The organism is Vibrio sp. J502, from assembly GCF_025397955.1.
In the GTDB taxonomy this organism is placed as follows: domain Bacteria; phylum Pseudomonadota; class Gammaproteobacteria; order Enterobacterales; family Vibrionaceae; genus Vibrio; species Vibrio anguillarum.
Genome location: NZ_CP104554.1, coordinates 527,596 through 543,136 on the forward strand (window position 1 = coordinate 527,596; position 15,541 = coordinate 543,136).

A 15,541-nucleotide genomic window follows, 5' to 3' on the forward strand; every position below is an offset into this window, starting at 1 on the left:
TAACCCTGACTCAACAATAGGTAGCATTATGTCTGGAGAAAGAAAACGCGGCTTTTTACGTTTAGATGCAGACGCTAATATTGAACAAGCCAAAAAGTGGGGGTTGCCGGACTACGGCGCAGAGATCAATAAAAAAGCCAAAGAAACGGCAATGAACTACGACCCCGGTTGGATGCCAAGTTTTGATGAGCCAGTGGTCGAAGAGCCGCTGCAACTCAGCGAAGAAGAGATTGGCCAGATCAAACAAGGGGCTTATCAAGAAGGTTTGCACCAAGGCCAAGAAGCCGGATTCAAACAAGGTTATGAAAAAGGCAAAGAAGAAGGGCTGATTGCAGGACACCAAGAAGGTGTTGAGCAAGGCAAAACCGAGGGTGTCGCTGAAGGGCAAGCCCTCATCCAGCAGCAGGTTGATATTTTCGTTGGTCTTGCCAATCAATTTGCTCAACCGCTAGAGTTGATGAATGCCCAAGTCGAAAAACAGCTGGTCGATATGGTTTTAACCTTGGTCAAAGAAGTCGTTCACGTTGAGGTACAAACCAATCCGCAAGTGATCTTAGATACCGTCAAATCGTCGGTTGAATCCCTGCCTGTATCCGGTCATGCCATCACATTAAAACTCCATCCAGAAGATGTTGACGTGATTCATTCTGCTTATGGCGAAAAAGAACTGGATTTCCGAAACTGGACATTGGTCAAAGAACCAGCATTAAATCGCGGTGACGTCCAGATTGAAGCTGGTGAGTCGAGTGTGAATTATCGAATGGAAGATCGCATTCGTAGCGTGTTGAAAAGTTTTTGTGGCACCAATCGTCACCAACAAGGTGATCAATAGTGTTGTCTCTTGCCGATCGCCTTAGTCAATACAAAACTGAAGGGTTAACCTGCCGCCCAATGGCATCGGGCAAATTGGTCCGTGTGGTTGGTTTAACCCTTGAGGCTACTGGTTGTAAAGCCCCTATTGGTAGCTTATGTAAAGTAGAAACCATGTCCGGAGAAATGGAAGCGGAAGTGGTTGGCTTTTCTGGCGATAACCTCTATCTGATGCCCAGCGAACAGATAACAGGCGTACTGCCCGGAGCTAAAGTTACCCCAATGACAGGGGATGCGGGGCTACCAGTCGGGATGGAGCTGCTTGGACGGGTGATTGATGGTGTCGGTAATCCACTCGATGGGCTGGGGCCTATTTATACCGAAAAGCGCGCATCGTTTAATGCTGACCCCATCAATCCATTAGCTCGCAAACCCATAACAGAACCTCTGGACGTTGGCCTAAAAGCGATCAACGGTTTACTGACGGTGGGTAAAGGGCAGCGGATTGGTTTATTTGCTGGTTCTGGTGTCGGTAAATCTGTAACGCTTGGCATGATGACTCGTGGCACAACCGCTCAAGTGGTGGTGGTGGGGCTGATTGGTGAACGTGGCCGCGAAGTAAAAGAGTTTATAGAAGAGATTTTAGGCGTTGATGGACGTCAACGTTCAGTTGTAGTAGCCGCGCCTGCGGACTCCTCACCGCTGATGCGTTTAAAAGGCTGTCAAACCGCGTTAGCGATTGCGGAATACTTTCGTGATCAAGGGTTAGATGTATTGCTACTAATGGACTCGTTGACTCGTTTTGCCCAAGCGCAACGTGAAATTGCGTTATCTGTCGGTGAGCCGCCAGCCACAAAAGGTTATCCGCCGTCGGTGTTTGCTAAACTGCCCGCCTTGGTTGAACGAGCGGGAAATGGAGGTCCTCACCAAGGATCGATTACCGCTTTCTTTACCGTGCTCACCGAAGGGGATGATCTACAAGACCCGATCGCTGATGCATCGCGAGCCATTCTTGATGGTCACATTGTTTTATCACGTGAAATGGCCGATGCCGGACATTACCCTGCGATTGATGTAGAGAAATCGGTCAGCCGTGTCATGCCACAAATCACCACCGATGAACATCTGTTGATGTCGAAAGCGGTGCGTCAAATACTCTCCATCTGCCGGAAAAATCAAGATCTCGTCTCTATCGGTGCTTACAAGCCGGGGACGGACCCTGCGATTGACAGTGCATTTACGCTAAAACCTAGGCTGGATGAATATTTGCAGCAAGGGATGAAGGATTCGGTTCCTTACGACATGTGCGTCAATATGCTCAAGCACGTTTTGCAAGTGGGGTAATCGATGGATAACGCACTCGAGTTTTTGCTTGATCAAGCCAAAGACAAAGAAGAAAAAGCCGTGATGGCGTTATCTAAATCGCGTGATGAGCTAGAGAGTTATTACAAGCAGCTAGCGCAGATTGAACAATATCGTCTTGATTATTGTCAGCAGCTTATGGAGCGCGGCATGTCGGGTTTGACGGCGAGCCAATATGGACACTTAAACCGATTTCTTACCCAGTTAGATGAAACCCTTGTCAAACAAAGAGATGCAGAACAACACTTCAAAAATCAGGTAGAGAACTGCCAAGAGCATTGGATGGAAGTGAGAAAACAGCGACGCTCTTACGAATGGCTCATTGAAAAAAAACAGATAGAAGCGCAACGTCTGCAAGATAAACGAGAGCAGAAGCAGATGGATGAGTTTTCTACACTGCTCTTTAGTCGGCAACGTTCTAATCAACACAAGTTTTAAGCAACATAAGTTTTAATCAAAATAAGTTTTAAGTCACTGACGCCTCAAGTCGTCAACGTGTCCAATAAGATGGGTGTCATACTTTCTTATCGATATTGAAGGCTTGGCTCATTTCTTGCTTCTGACTAATCACGGAGTTCATTAGGTTAATCCACTGCGCCATCGTCAAAAAATGATGAAACATGGCTTACTGGCCAATAATGAATCCGCGTCATCCTCTGTTTTTAGTGCGAGCATCATGGATATGAATGTAAATATTACAACACCATCCGACACATCTAAAATGGCCAGCGTGAGTAAAGCAGGCTCTGATGCGGTGAGTGAAGGTTCTGAATCCCAAGGTTTTTTTGAAAAACTGACCACCCTCATTATGGGTCGTAGCACTGAATCTTCGGCAGAAACTGACTTTAAGGCGCTGGATGAGGGAGCTGTGCTCACCGATGACGTGGCAGCCCAAAGTAGCGATGCCTTGTTAGATAAAGAACTTGGTGAGGCATTGAGTGAAGAGGCTGATCTTGCTACCGTGCAAACAAAATCACCCCCTTCAGCAGAGGTTGATGACTCCGCTCTTCAGCAGAAAACAGCACAAGTGATGAGCGATGGCGATGAAATCCTTGGCCGTTTAAATAGCGCCAATCAAGCACTTGCTGACCAAAACGGCAAAACCTTGCCACAAAACACTCATCCGGTAGACGTGCAAATCGACGACAACGCAGGTGACTCCTCGGATCAAGTGGAGCAAAAAGCGCCAGCGGCTGCGCAAATATCAGCACAGGATGTATTCGCTAAACCCACTACTGAACCAGTAGCACCGACGTCAGTGAATGAGCAAGCTCCATTATCTGATCAGCACATCACGGAACAAGATGCAGAGCGTGTGCTGCCTATTCAGCAGGGCAAAGAGCGTTTGATGGCTGCGGAAGGTTCACCTACGGCATCAAGCTTAAACGCAGAGACCGAAGAGAATAGTGAACTCATCCTGCCGGAATCAGTCCGAAAATTCATTCAGCCGCCTCAAGATACAAAGTCAGTGCAAGCAAGCGCTTTGTCGCAAGCGATAGAAGATGAGGCCACTTTACTTGCCACAACTGAAGTTGGCGATGCAACAGTCAACGCGGTGGCAAAAAGTGACAACGCCATGCCCATAGAGTCATCACCTTTGGTTGAAGCGCAAGCACTTGATTCACAATTGACGACAAATTTAGCAGAGGGCAAGCTACCTATTTCCCCATCCCCATCGGCGAATACACCTCAAACCGATTCGGAAAATGATCAGCAAGGACTGCCCACAGAGGCGTTACTGACTGCCGCTGCCATTCCTTGGGCGAACACAGTTGTTGCCGAAGGGCAAGCATTACCTCTAGATGTGGCACAAAGTGAAACGGTCCTCAAGGGTAAAAATACGCCAGTTTCATTAGCCCATTCTGTTCAGCAAGCCTTAGCTCAGCAACAATCTCAAACCATGCAGACTGCCGTGGCGGCAGATAAAGCCGCACTAGCATCGTCACCTCTTGTGACAGCAAGCAATGAGTTATCCAATGTACAAATACAACAGTTAGCGAATGCGGCCGCGATACCAGCTGCAACCCATGCAGAATTGCCACTCAACCCCGCGCTATTCAAAGCCGGATTAGGCGCGAAAGCGTTATCGGGTGTGAATGATGCAGGGTCGGCTCAAGAGCAAAAAGAGGGCACATTAGCGCAGCAGCTTTCGAGTGCTTTGGGGCAACATGGTTTGAACGCGACGCAGAGCCGTGCTGACAACTTGCAAGCCGCGCAACAGCCTCCTTTGTTGCTTAACCGAGAAATGGCCAGTGAGCAAATGGCGGAACGGCTGCAAATGATGATGTCGAAAAACCTTAAACATGTCGATATTCGCTTAGATCCACCGGAATTGGGGCGTTTACAAATTCGTATGAATATGAATGGTGATCATACGACGGTTCATTTTACGGTCGCTAACCATCAAGCACGTGATGTGATTGAACAATCTATGCCAAGGCTACGAGAAATGTTGGCACAACAAGGTGTGCAGTTGGGTGAGACCTCTGTCCAACAACAGAGCGCTGGTCAGCAACAAGCGCGCTACACTGCTGACGGGGATGCTCAATCTGGTCAATTGGCGCGCAACGGAAGCTATTTAGACGAAGAAAACCTTGATACAGACGTCAAACTTGATTTGAATGTCGCATCAAAGCGTGATGGAATCAGTTATTACGCTTAAACTAACATTAAAATAACGACATAGAGAAACATTATGGCTGATGAAGAGTTAGGCGCGGAAGCCCCCAAAGGGAAGAAAAAACTGCTGATTATCGTTATTGCTGCCGTAGTGTTACTGCTTGGTGGTGGTGCAGCTTTCTTTTTGATGAGCGGAGATGAGGCTGAAGCCACGAGTGAGCAAGCCCCCGCAGCGCAGCAAGCTTTGCCAACGGATCCTGTGGCCTACGTTAATATTGCACAGCCGTTTGTGTTTAACGTCACGGGTGATAAGAAAGATCGTTTGGTGCAAATCAAAGTGCAGTTGATGGTGCGAGGTTCAGAAAACGAAAGCCTTGCACGTTACCATTCACCTTTAGTGGAAAGTTCTTTACTGGCCACTTTTGCGTCTGCCACTGTGGAACAGCTTCGTAGCCCTACCGGGCGAATTGAGCTGAGAGATAAGGCGACAGATGATATTAAAGCGGCACTCACTAAAGCGGTTGGGCAACCTGTGATCGAAAAAGTGTTGTTTACCGATTTTGTAATGCAGTAGGTGAGAAGTGACTGATTTATTAAGCCAAGACGAAATTGATGCCCTGCTTCATGGTGTAGACAGTGTTGATGAGGCGGAAGATGATGACGATGTTGCCGATAAGTCGGCGATTAACTTTGACTTCTCTTCGCAAGACCGCATCGTCCGTGGGCGAATGCCTACGCTGGAGCTTATCAACGAACGTTTTGCTCGTCACATGCGTATTAGTTTATTCAACATGCTACGCAAAACGGCTGAAGTGTCGATCAACGGCGTGCAGATGATGAAGTTTGGTGAATACCAAAATACGCTTTATGTTCCAACTAGCTTGAACATGGTGCGTTTTCGTCCGTTAAAAGGGACCGCGTTGGTCACAATGGAAGCGCGTTTAGTCTTCATTTTGGTGGAAAACTTTTTTGGTGGCGATGGCCGTTTCCACGCTCGAATTGAAGGGCGCGAATTTACGCCAACAGAACGACGAGTCATTCAATTACTGTTAAAAATTGTTTTCGGTGACTACAAAGAAGCTTGGTCACCGGTGATGGGCGTTGAGTTTGAATATTTGGATTCAGAAGTGAACCCAAGTATGGCTAACATCGTCAGCCCAACGGAAGTGATCGTAGTGAGCTCGTTTCATATCGAAGTCGATGGCGGCGGCGGCGATTTCCACGTGGTCATGCCTTATTCGATGGTTGAACCCATTCGTGAGTTACTCGATGCGGGTGTCCAGTCGGATAAAATGGAAACCGATGTGCGTTGGAGTTCTGCACTGCGCGAAGAGATCATGGATGTACCCGTCAATTTCCGAGTCAATTTATTAGAACAAGACATTTCATTGCGTGACTTAATGGATCTACAAGTAGGCGATATCATCCCAATTAAAATGCCAAAAAACGCAACGATGTTTGTTGAAGAGCTGCCTACTTACCGAGTGAAAATGGGCCGCTCTGGTGAAAAACTGGCGGTTCAAGTCTCTGAAAAAATTAAACGCCCTGATGTAGTAAAAACGGATCTCGCCTTTTTAGGCAAAGACATCATGTCTGAATTTGAAGATGATGACGAAGAAGATAACGAAGAATAATAGAGTAGGTAACGAAGATGGAACCAAGTGACGACCAAAGATTGGCAGACGAATGGGCAGCCGCATTAGGGGAAGACCCGTCCGCGCCTAGTATTGATGTAGATGAAATTCTGGCCGCGCCTCTTGATGAATTGAAAGACACTTCACCACCGATCACCGAAGATGAGCGCCGCAAACTTGATACGATCATGGACATTCCGGTGACCATTTCGATGGAAGTGGGACGTTCGAAGATCAGCATTCGTAACTTACTGCAATTGAACCAAGGCTCGGTGGTTGAGCTTGATCGCATCGCGGGTGAGTCATTGGATGTGATGGTGAACGGAACCTTGATTGCTCATGGAGAAGTGGTAGTGGTTAACGATAAATTCGGTATTCGTTTAACCGATGTAATCAGCCAGACTGAGCGTATTAAAAAGCTGCGTTAGCATAACGTCAGTTTACGAAAAAGAAGTATTTGGATGAAAAAACTGATCGGTTTATTGCTCTGTTCAAGCCAAGCGATGGCAGCGCCGAATGATCACTTAGATTTAGCGACCACTTTCGGGTCGCTTTTGTTCGTTATTGCGCTAATTCTCTTTTTGGCTTGGGTGTTAAAACGAATGCGAGTGCCCACGTTCGGTAATCAAAAAGGGTTGAGCATTGTACGTCAACTGCCAGTGGGTACTAAAGAGCGTATCGTTATTGTGCAAGCGGGAGAAGAACAATTTCTCGTCGGAGTCACGTCACAATCCGTCCAATTGATCGCAAAATTAGATGCCCCACTCAAACAGGAGGAGGCTGAGGTCAGTCCGTTTGCCGGTCAACTGACTCAGCTGCTAAAGAAAAATGACAAGAAATAGTCGCACGGCCTCATTGAGTTACCTTGGTCATCTATGGCATCTTTCTATGTTGCTGGTGGCATTATTGTTTACCCCGTTTGCGTTTTCAGAGCAAGAGTTAGCCACGCCAATTCCTTCCAGCGCCGTAGGCGCAGAAACGGTGACAGTAACGGCGATGAATAAAGACAGTGGTGCCTCTAAAACGATAGCCACTGGTAGCGTCAGTGGTGGTGGCGGTATTCCAGCATTTACCATGACGACCAATTCAGATGGCAGTCAAGATTACTCGATCAATCTACAAATTTTAGCCTTGATGACCATGTTGGGTTTTTTGCCTGCCATGGTCATTTTGATGACTTCCTTTACACGTATCGTGATTGTGATGTCGATCTTGCGCCAGGCAATGGGCCTGCAACAAACGCCGTCAAACCAAGTAATTATCGGCATCGCTATTTTTCTCACTTTTTTCATTATGTCACCAGTCATCAATGCCATTAATGAGCAAGCTGTGCAGCCGTATCTCAATGAGCAGATGACGGCGCGTCAAGCGTTTGATACGGCTCAAGAGCCACTAAAAGCCTTCATGCTGAAACAGACGCGAGTCAAAGATTTAGAAACCTTTGTTGAGATATCGGGCTCTGACGCAACCAATCCTGAAGAGGTCTCGATGGCGGTGCTGATCCCTGCGTTCATCACCTCGGAGCTAAAAACGGCGTTTCAAATCGGCTTTATGCTATTTTTGCCCTTTTTAATCATTGATTTAGTGGTGGCGTCTGTTTTGATGGCGATGGGTATGATGATGCTTTCGCCGATGATCGTCTCGCTGCCTTTTAAACTCATGCTGTTTGTACTAGTGGATGGATGGAACTTGATCCTCTCAACGCTAGCCGGCAGTTTTGCTTTATAGCGGGGGCGCGAATGACTCCTGAAGTCTTTGTTGAGCTGTTTCGAGACGCACTGTGGATGGTGCTTATCATGGTGTGCGCCATCATCATCCCGAGTTTGTTGATTGGCTTAGTGGTCGCCATTTTCCAAGCCGCGACCTCAATTAACGAACAGACGTTGAGCTTTTTACCGCGTCTCATTGTGACGTTACTGGCACTGATGTTCTTTGCCCATTGGATGACGCAGATGTTGATGGAGTATTTCTTCTCTATCGTTGAACGGCTACCACAGGTGCTGTACTAGGAGCTTGAATGGAGTACCCAACAAGCCTCGTTTTAGAGTGGATTGCTAGCTATTTTTGGCCCTACACTCGTATTTCCGCCATGCTGATGGTGATGTCAGTCACTGGTGCCCGCTTTGTTCCGACCCGAGTGCGGCTCTACTTAGGTTTGGCTATTACCTTCGCCGTGATGCCCGCGATTCCTGCCGTTTCAGAGACCGTTGAACTACTTTCATTTAAAGGTTTTTTGACCACCTTTGAGCAGATTATTATTGGCGTTGCAATGGGCATGATCACCCAGTTTATAATCCAAACCTTTGTTATGCTTGGCCAAATATTGGGTATGCAAGCCAGCTTAGGTTTTGCTTCAATGGTCGACCCCGTAAACGGGCAAAACACCCCTTTGCTTGGTCAATTGTTTATGTTTTTAGCGACCTTGTTCTTCTTAGCAACCGATGGTCATTTAAAGATGATCCAACTGGTGGTATTCAGTTTCAAAACCTTGCCTATTGGCGATGGGGCATTAACGACCGTGGATTTTCGTGAGCTCGCATTGTGGCTGGGAATTATGTTTAAAGTGGCGCTGAGTATGTCTCTTTCTGGCATCATTGCGCTATTAACCGTCAACTTATCATTTGGTGTGATGACTCGTGCAGCCCCTCAGCTCAACATTTTCTCATTGGGTTTTGCGTTTGCGCTTTTGGTCGGCTTGCTACTCTGTTGGTATATTTTAGGCGGCCTGTATAGTCACTACGAACTATTCTGGTTAGAAGGCGAGCAACAAATTTGTCGCCTTATCCGTATTAACTGTTAGGAGGCGCGTTTGGCAGAGTCAGACGGTCAAGAACGTACCGAAGACGCCACGCCCAAGCGATTGGACGAGGCGCGAAAAAAAGGTCAAGTCGCTCGTTCAAAAGAGTTAGCGTCCGTTTCGGTACTGGTAGTGGGTGCGATTGCATTGATGTGGTTTGGCGAATCGTTAGCCCGAGCTTTGTACGCTTTGATGGGTCGAATCTTCAACTTAAGCCGAGAAGAAGTGTTTGATCTCGGAAAGTTGTTTGATATTACGGCTGGTTCTCTTGCGACCCTCATATTGCCACTCTCGCTTATCTTAATCACGTTATTTATTGCTGCATTAATTGGCGCGGCTGGCATTGGTGGAATTAACTTTTCTGTCGAAGCTGCGATGCCAAAACCCTCCAAAATGAACCCGCTTAGTGGCTTAAAACGTATGTTCGGTTTGCAAAGTTGGGTTGAGTTATTTAAGTCCATTTTAAAAGTACTGCTTGTTTCTGGCGTTGCTTTTTATCTGATCAATGCATCGAAAGAAGATCTATTTCAACTGAGCATGGATGTCTATCCACAAAATATTTTCCATGCGCTCGATATTTTGCTCAACTTCGTGTTGCTGATCAGTTGTTCTTTATTGGTCGTGGTCGCCATCGATATCCCATTCCAAATCTGGCAGCACGCTGACCAATTAAAAATGACCAAGCAAGAAGTAAAAGACGAATACAAAGATACGGAAGGAAAACCTGAGGTTAAAGGCCGAATTCGGATGTTGCAGCGTGAAGCGGCCCAGCGGCGGATGATGGCGGAAGTGCCACAAGCGGATGTAATCATCACCAACCCAGAACACTTCTCAGTTGCGCTGCGCTATAAACAAAATACGGATAAAGCACCGATTGTGGTGGCTAAAGGCGTCGATCACATGGCGATGAAAATTCGTGAAGTAGCACGTGCGCATGATATACACATCATTCCCGCACCGCCTTTGGCTCGAGCGCTTTATCACACAACCGATCTTGAGCAGGAGATCCCCGACGGGCTTTTCGTGGCGGTCGCGCAGGTACTGGCTTATGTCTTTCAGCTTAAGCAGTATCGTAAACGCGGTGGTCAAAGACCCAAACTCGATGAGAATAACATGCCGATTCCACCGGATTTACGACATTAATCCTCATCGTTATGCTGGGGCAAAAGCGTTAATGCTGAAGTTAGCGTCAGTTTAAATCACTTATCAGGAATAGAAAGCAGCACCAACACCGCGCCATGCCCGCCAAATTCAAGAGGGGCTTGATGAAATGCCATCACATCAGGGTGTTGAGCGAGCCAGAGAGGAACTTTTTGTTTGAGAATGTGTTTACCGATCCCATGTTGGACACAAGCGCAGTGAATATTTTCTTTCACACAATAAGCAACCATCGCCCCGAGTTCTCGTTTCGCTTCTTGCTGTGTCATGCCGTGCATATCCAAAAATACATCCGGCACATAGACGCCACGTCTTAACCGTTTAACTTCATATTTCGACACATCATCACGAGCATAGCGTGTCGGGCCTTCATCGCTGAGTTTTGGTATAAACTCATCGGAAAAATAAAATTCGGTATCGCTGGCTTCCCGCGCAATACGGCGGATTTCTTTTTGTTTGGGGTTTCTGTTTGGCGGCTGGATTATGGTATCCTGTCGCAACTTTTTAACGCCCTTTACTGCATCCCGAAACAAGTCGAAAGCGTCATCGTGTTCGGTCTCTTTTTGGCTCATTGGGTTTGGTCATTTTCTAACAGATCGATATTGGCAGTATTGTAGCGCTTTTCGGAGGCAATTTTGGATAAGATTTTTGTAGAAGAGGCGGTTTCTGAACTTCACACGCTTCAAGATATGATTCGTTGGACGGTCAGCCGTTTTAATGCCGCCAACTTATTTTATGGTCATGGGACCGATAATGCGTGGGATGAAGCCGTTCAGCTAATCCTACCGACACTCTATCTTCCGATTGATGTTCCTCCGCATGTACTGAATTCTCGTTTAACAGGCAGCGAACGTCTGCGTATTGTTGAACGGGTGATTAAGCGCATTAATGAACGTACTCCTATCGCCTATTTAACCAATAAAGCCTGGTTCTGTGGCCTTGAGTTTTATGTGGATGAGCGAGTACTGGTGCCACGTTCACCGATTGGCGAATTGATTGAAGCGCAGTTCCAACCTTGGTTGATCGACGAGCCTGTACGCATTATGGATTTGTGTACTGGCAGCGGTTGCATCGCCATTGCGTGCGCCCACGCGTTCCCTGATGCTGAAGTGGATGCGATTGATATCTCAACCGACGCACTGCAAGTGGCAGAGCAAAATATTCAAGATCACGGTATGGAGCAACAAGTTTTCCCGATCCGTTCCGATCTATTCCGTGATTTGCCAAAAGAGAAATATGACCTAATCGTGTCGAATCCACCGTATGTGGATCAAGAAGATATGAATAGTTTGCCCAAAGAGTTCAAACACGAACCAGAACTCGGCTTAGCCGCCGGTACCGATGGTTTGAAATTGGTGCGTCGTATTTTGGCCAATGCGGCGGGGTACCTCACTGATAACGGTATTTTGATCTGTGAAGTGGGCAATTCGATGGTGCATATGATGAACCAATACGACCACATTCCGTTTACTTGGCTTGAGTTTGAAAATGGTGGGCATGGCGTATTCATGCTGACTCGCCAGCAGTTGGTTGATTGCGCTAGCGACTTTGCGCTTTATATCGACTAATGCCGTACGCATAAGAAAAACGCCAGCCACAGTGCTGGCGTTTTTTTATCCATTAGAAAAATACACATTGCTTTATTTTGGGGCTTTACATCATTTCCTAATAAAGCCACTATGAATCCACGAACAATAGAATGAAGCGGTGATAGGGAGCATGTTGCTCTGTGTCATCAATATTGAGGAAGTAATGGCAGGAAACAGTATCGGACAACATTTTCGGGTGATGACATTCGGAGAAAGTCACGGTATCGCACTAGGATGTATCGTCGACGGATGCCCTCCGGGCTTAGAAATTACAGAAGCTGACTTACAGATAGACCTAGATCGTCGCCGTCCTGGCACATCTCGCTATACAACGCAGCGCCGTGAAGCGGATGAAGTCAAAATTCTTTCTGGTGTATTTGAGGGGAAAACCACAGGTACATCGATTGGTCTATTAATTGAAAATACCGACCAACGTTCAACCGATTATTCAGACATTAAAGACAAGTTTCGCCCCGGTCATGCCGATTATACCTACCATCAAAAATATGGCATTCGCGACTATCGTGGTGGTGGCCGTTCATCAGCACGAGAGACAGCGATGCGAGTGGCAGCGGGAGCCATTGCGAAGAAATATCTCAAACAAGAATTTGGGGTTGAAATTCGCGCTTACTTGTCACAAATGGGTGATGTTTGTATCGATAAAGTGGATTGGAATGAAATTGAGAATAATGCCTTTTTCTGTCCAGATGCAGACAAAGTGGCGGCATTCGACCAACTGATCCGTGATTTGAAAAAAGAAGGTGATTCGATCGGTGCAAAGATTCAAGTTGTCGCGACCAACCTGCCTGTTGGTTTAGGTGAGCCGGTATTTGATCGTCTAGATGCGGATATTGCGCATGCTTTGATGAGCATTAATGCGGTGAAAGGGGTAGAGATTGGTGACGGTTTTGATGTCGTGCAGCAAAAAGGCAGCCAGCATCGAGATCCTCTAACACCGAACGGCTTTCGCTCAAATCATGCTGGCGGTATTTTAGGCGGTATTTCGACTGGACAAGATATTGTTGCCAGTATTGCACTTAAACCCACGTCAAGTATTACAGTACCTGGCGATACCATTACTCGCACGGGTGAACCCACACAACTTATCACGAAAGGTCGCCATGATCCTTGCGTTGGTATTCGCGCAGTGCCCATTGCCGAAGCAATGCTGGCGATTGTGTTGATGGACCACTTACTTCGTCATCGCGGGCAGAATTTTGCGGTTCAAACCGAAACGCCTAAAATCTAATCCAGCATAACCGAATTAAAATGAAAAGCGCCCTTCTTGTTAGGGCGCTTTTGTTTTAATCAATTTTCTGTTTGGCTAATTTCCGCGGCTGAATGAATTTTTTATCGAAACAAGTCAGCTAACTAACCAAATATCTAACATCGGAATATCTAACATCGGATTATGGCTAATGAATCTGATTTTCAGCATCAAGCTGGAAAGAAGGCAAACGCCATTTAAAACGCACTGCCGCCATACGCAATAAATAACCCACAATAAGCGTTACTATCGTGCTGGTGACATCATTGATGCCGAATGCGAGTAAGGTTAAATAAAGCCCTGAAGCGACTAATGAAACCGAAGCGTAGAGTTCTTCATGTAGTACCAGTGGCGTTTGTCTGCAGATTAAATCGCGTAATAACCCACCAAACACCCCAGTGACCAACGCAGAAACCATACAAATGCCGGGATGCAAACCCATGCCCATTGCGATTTTTGTGCCTATGATACTGAACACAATTAGCCCCAATGCATCTAAACGAATGAACAACCCTTTGAGTTTGATTACCCATTTAGCTAAGCCTGTGGTGAGAACGCCTGCGATACAGGTAATGGCTAAAAACTCCGGATTCTTCACCCAACCTAGCGGATAATGGCCGAGTAAAATATCCCTCACCGTACCGCCTCCAATCGCAGTGGCACTCGCTACTAACATCACACCGAACCAATCCATTTTTCGACGGCCTGCACTCAATGCGCCAGTCATCGCTTCGGCAGTAATACCAATAATATATAAAACACTGAGCAACATAATGCGGTACTCCGACAGCACTTCCTTAGGTATATAAGAACCGAGAAAGCGGTTGAACTTAAAAATGGAGGCGCAAGTGTAGTAGTAAAGTCAGGCGATGGCGAATGAGATTTTATGCCAAGAAACCGTTTGACCGATTAATAAAACGGCTCTTCTCCGCTTTCATGAGTCTGTATGCACAGGCTCATTCATCATAATCACATGATTTATAATGCTTATTTTAAAAATAAGTCAGTAGTCTATTTTGTCGTCTTTGTCTTCCTCGTTATTTAGCTTTAAAGGCCAGTGTGTTGAATCTTGTTCAATAGAAGAAATGTCCCAAGGCGTACTCGTTCGCTGTCGTCGAGATCGTAGGTATAAAGTCAAAGAGCCAATATCAGGGACTTCCTGCACCGTCGATCACTACGTTAAAAGACGTCTTCAAGATTTACCTGTGAGTGGGCGACCTTGTACGATTGAGGTTGAGCTGGCTAAAACTAGAGACAAAGAAGGACGACGGTTGATCGAAGAGACTGAATATGTGGCTAAAGGTGGTCGTTATACCGCTCGCTTTTGCAAGTTCATCAGTGGGTTATGTCGCCATATGAGCATACATGCCGTCTCTCAACATTTAGGAATCCGCTGGGAAACAGTAAAAAATATCGATAGGGAATACTTGCGTTCAAGCCTACCAGCATTAGACCCCGAGAAACTGAATAACTTGGTTCATATTGGCGTCGATGAAGTTGCCAGAGCCAAGAGACACGATTATATGACGGTTGTTTATGACCTCGTCTCTGGGCATTTAATTTGGGTTGAACATGGCCGAAAAGCAGAAGTTCTGATCTCCTTCTTTGAGCAACTATCAGAAGAAACCAAATCAGGAATCAAAGCAGTATCAATGGATATGGGCCAGTCTTACCAGTCGGCGGTCAGGAAAATGCTTCCCAATGCTGATATTGTTTTTGACCGATTTCATGTCATGCAGAACTACTGCATCTTAATCAAAAAAGAGAGAGCAAAAGCTTTTAGAAATGGCTCTCACGACGAAAAAAAAATGTTGAAAGGAACGCTCTTCCTCCTACTGAAAAACGCTCACAAATTGGATGATAGGCAGTCTGACAGACTTGATGACTTACTTGAGAGCAACAAGACTTTGTGCGTTGTTTACATGCTCAAAGAGCAGCTACAAGCCATATGGGATGAACCCGATTACGAAACAATGGTGGCAGCTCTAGAAGCTTGGTGTCGTCTTGCCAAATCGACCAGAATACTTTCCTTAATTAATTTTGCCGATGCTTTATTGGAAAGAAAAGTGGGTATTTGTAACTACGGAAAATACAAACTGACTAACGCTCGGGTAGAAGCAGGTAATGTCTCGATTGGCTTACTCAGACGAAGGGCAAGAGGGGTGAGAGATACAGACTATTTCAAATTGAAGATCAGACAAACATCGGTTCCCGATACACACTCAACTTTTTACCCAAATATCAAGCTCACCTAAGCGGAGAAGAGCCATAAAACTAATGAAGTGGGGCGATTGAATGGCTTTAC

Annotated in this window: 17 protein-coding genes; 15 read left to right on the forward strand and 2 right to left on the reverse strand. The window is 46.3% G+C overall.

All coding sequences use genetic code 11. The features are described from left to right. Nucleotides 1-28 precede the first annotated feature (28 nt). The 12 genes from fliH to flhB all read left to right on the forward strand — a co-directional run bounded on the left by fliH (nucleotide 29) and on the right by flhB (nucleotide 10,365). Nucleotides 29-832 (forward strand): flagellar assembly protein FliH, encoded by an 804-nt coding sequence (gene fliH / locus N5E84_RS02645; protein ID WP_019281596.1) that lies wholly within the window; start codon nucleotides 29-31, stop codon nucleotides 830-832. Beyond that, a complete protein-coding gene (fliI, locus tag N5E84_RS02650; RefSeq protein ID WP_013856312.1) occupies nucleotides 832-2,154 on the forward strand; it encodes a flagellar protein export ATPase FliI in 1,323 nt (440 codons plus the stop codon). Before fliH ends, fliI begins: the two co-directional genes overlap by 1 nt. Nucleotides 2,155-2,157: 3 nt before the next feature. Beyond that, nucleotides 2,158-2,610 carry a flagellar export protein FliJ gene (fliJ, locus tag N5E84_RS02655; protein ID WP_010318709.1) on the forward strand — a complete coding sequence of 151 codons (453 nt, stop codon included), beginning with the start codon at nucleotides 2,158-2,160 and terminating at the stop codon, nucleotides 2,608-2,610. 172 nt (nucleotides 2,611-2,782) lie between these two features. After that, entirely contained in the window at nucleotides 2,783-4,834 is a 2,052-nt protein-coding gene (locus tag N5E84_RS02660; RefSeq protein WP_019281595.1) for a flagellar hook-length control protein FliK, read from the forward strand. Between the two features lie 33 nt (nucleotides 4,835-4,867). Further along, nucleotides 4,868-5,365, forward strand: coding sequence for a flagellar basal body-associated protein FliL (fliL, locus tag N5E84_RS02665; protein WP_017042738.1), 498 nt, complete (start codon nucleotides 4,868-4,870; stop codon nucleotides 5,363-5,365). 7 nt (nucleotides 5,366-5,372) lie between these two features. Then, on the forward strand, nucleotides 5,373-6,425 hold the full coding sequence (gene fliM, locus N5E84_RS02670) for a flagellar motor switch protein FliM (protein ID WP_013856317.1): 1,053 nt from the start codon (nucleotides 5,373-5,375) through the stop codon (nucleotides 6,423-6,425). 17 nt (nucleotides 6,426-6,442) lie between these two features. Next, nucleotides 6,443-6,853 (forward strand): flagellar motor switch protein FliN, encoded by a 411-nt coding sequence (gene fliN, locus N5E84_RS02675; protein WP_010318705.1) that lies wholly within the window; start codon nucleotides 6,443-6,445, stop codon nucleotides 6,851-6,853. Nucleotides 6,854-6,886: 33 nt separating this feature from the next. Further along, nucleotides 6,887-7,267, forward strand: a complete 381-nt coding sequence (fliO, locus tag N5E84_RS02680; protein ID WP_013856319.1) for a flagellar biosynthetic protein FliO — start codon at nucleotides 6,887-6,889, stop codon at nucleotides 7,265-7,267. Continuing rightward, complete coding sequence (fliP, locus tag N5E84_RS02685) at nucleotides 7,254-8,153, forward strand: flagellar type III secretion system pore protein FliP (protein WP_069212009.1); 900 nt, start codon at nucleotides 7,254-7,256, stop codon at nucleotides 8,151-8,153. The genes fliO and fliP overlap by 14 nt, the downstream gene beginning before the upstream one ends. A gap of 11 nt (nucleotides 8,154-8,164) precedes the next feature. Beyond that, a complete protein-coding gene (fliQ, locus tag N5E84_RS02690) occupies nucleotides 8,165-8,434 on the forward strand; it encodes a flagellar biosynthesis protein FliQ (protein WP_013856321.1) in 270 nt (89 codons plus the stop codon). 8 nt (nucleotides 8,435-8,442) lie between these two features. Next, nucleotides 8,443-9,225 carry a flagellar biosynthetic protein FliR gene (gene fliR, locus N5E84_RS02695; protein WP_019281593.1) on the forward strand — a complete coding sequence of 261 codons (783 nt, stop codon included), beginning with the start codon at nucleotides 8,443-8,445 and terminating at the stop codon, nucleotides 9,223-9,225. A gap of 9 nt (nucleotides 9,226-9,234) precedes the next feature. Further along, a complete protein-coding gene (flhB, locus tag N5E84_RS02700) occupies nucleotides 9,235-10,365 on the forward strand; it encodes a flagellar biosynthesis protein FlhB (protein ID WP_019281592.1) in 1,131 nt (376 codons plus the stop codon). 56 nt (nucleotides 10,366-10,421) lie between these two features. On the opposite strand, the gene smrB is transcribed toward flhB, so the two are convergent. After that, nucleotides 10,422-10,952 carry an endonuclease SmrB gene (gene smrB, locus N5E84_RS02705; protein WP_013856324.1) on the reverse strand — a complete coding sequence of 177 codons (531 nt, stop codon included), beginning with the start codon at nucleotides 10,950-10,952 and terminating at the stop codon, nucleotides 10,422-10,424. A 63-nt stretch (nucleotides 10,953-11,015) separates the two neighbouring features. Here smrB and prmB point away from each other — a divergent pair, with 63 nt between their 5' ends. Together prmB and aroC are read left to right on the forward strand one after the other, a co-directional pair. Beyond that, the gene (gene prmB, locus N5E84_RS02710; RefSeq protein WP_013856325.1) at nucleotides 11,016-11,948 is read left to right on the forward strand and encodes a 50S ribosomal protein L3 N(5)-glutamine methyltransferase; all 933 of its coding nucleotides are present in this window, start codon (nucleotides 11,016-11,018) and stop codon (nucleotides 11,946-11,948) included. 184 nt (nucleotides 11,949-12,132) lie between these two features. Next, the gene (gene aroC, locus N5E84_RS02715; RefSeq protein WP_026028357.1) at nucleotides 12,133-13,218 is read left to right on the forward strand and encodes a chorismate synthase; all 1,086 of its coding nucleotides are present in this window, start codon (nucleotides 12,133-12,135) and stop codon (nucleotides 13,216-13,218) included. Nucleotides 13,219-13,384: 166 nt separating this feature from the next. On the opposite strand, the gene N5E84_RS02720 is transcribed toward aroC, so the two are convergent. Continuing rightward, nucleotides 13,385-14,008, reverse strand: a complete 624-nt coding sequence (locus N5E84_RS02720; RefSeq protein ID WP_029388098.1) for a trimeric intracellular cation channel family protein — start codon at nucleotides 14,006-14,008, stop codon at nucleotides 13,385-13,387. A 313-nt stretch (nucleotides 14,009-14,321) separates the two neighbouring features. Here N5E84_RS02720 and N5E84_RS02725 point away from each other — a divergent pair, with 313 nt between their 5' ends. Next, on the forward strand, nucleotides 14,322-15,491 hold the full coding sequence (locus N5E84_RS02725; protein WP_076611988.1) for an ISL3-like element ISVa10 family transposase: 1,170 nt from the start codon (nucleotides 14,322-14,324) through the stop codon (nucleotides 15,489-15,491). Nucleotides 15,492-15,541: the final 50 nt, after the last annotated feature.